At 32.9% G+C, this 1048-nt stretch carries 1 protein-coding gene and 1 pseudogene; both read left to right on the forward strand.

Features of this window, described 5'->3' with window-relative positions; genetic code table 11:
• Positions 1-797: hypothetical protein (locus tag QVD32_RS13215; protein WP_287710400.1), on the forward strand; the 797-nt coding region annotated here is incomplete at its 5' end.
• Positions 794-1048, forward strand: a pseudogene (locus tag QVD32_RS13220) (glycosyltransferase); the annotation flags it as partial. The gene QVD32_RS13215 and the pseudogene QVD32_RS13220, both read left to right, overlap by 4 nt.

A 1048-nucleotide genomic window follows, 5' to 3' on the forward strand; every position in this document is an offset into this window, starting at 1 on the left:
CAATGGAAGAACAAGTATCTATTATCATCCCCATAATTGTGGCGTTGCTTACAGGTGGTTTTATTATATTATTTTTGGAAAACCAGCATATTGGAGCTAATGTAATCGAAAGGTATCATTTTGTCATGCAACCTTTTATGCATAGGTTGAGCAATTATTTTAAGTTTTTATCTTCTGCTAAGGTTTATTTCTCCATTAATCGAGGGACAAAGAAAGAGGATGCAGAATACGTATTCCTATTTAATGACTTAATGGATAAGCTTGGTCATTTTGCTTATCCGTGCATTTTGTCTGGACAGGATTATCCAGTGTCAAAATTTTCAGCAAAACAATTGCAGGGAATTTGTGAGGATATTAATAATGTATGGTACTATTGGGATAATAAAAGGAGCTATATGATTGATTATTGTTCTTATGATTCTCATAAGGCTGAAATGTTTGGTAAACTTGATCGCGAATATCTCAATGAGGTGTTTCCGCACAAATATGATGAGACCGAATTTTCACTTGGTATGATAAGTGATGTTTCTGGAACGTTTTATGCAAATGTATACGAACCAATTCAGCATGTCCCTTTTGAATATGAACAATGGTGTAAAAAAGAAGAAGAATTTAAAAAGTTGACGTTTGTAACTATTGGACTTTGTTTGGTTACACTTGTTGTAATTCTACTTTTAAGATATGTCACTCCTTTGTGTATTATGAATATTCTCACATTGTTGAATATCGTTTTGCTTGCAAGTTGTTTATACAAGTTCTCAAAATTAGAATCATTAGCTAGGAGTGTATTTAGATGAATAAAATGAAGATTTTACATATAGGTCAGATGATAGGAGGATTGGATATTGATATCCGAAACTCTATTATATATAATAAGGTGGAAGATAATGAGTATGTCATTGTCTGTGGTAAGGATGATAAGCATCAGCTTGTTATCAGAAATGGTGTAGAGGTGAAGGAATATCCTATATCATTGTTCCGCTCACTTAATCCTTTGAACGATTTGAAGGCTTTGGTAGAAGCTGTCAAGATTATAAGGAAGGAAAAG

The organism is Barnesiella sp., from assembly GCF_022723415.1.
Classification (GTDB): domain Bacteria; phylum Bacteroidota; class Bacteroidia; order Bacteroidales; family Barnesiellaceae; genus Barnesiella; species Barnesiella intestinihominis.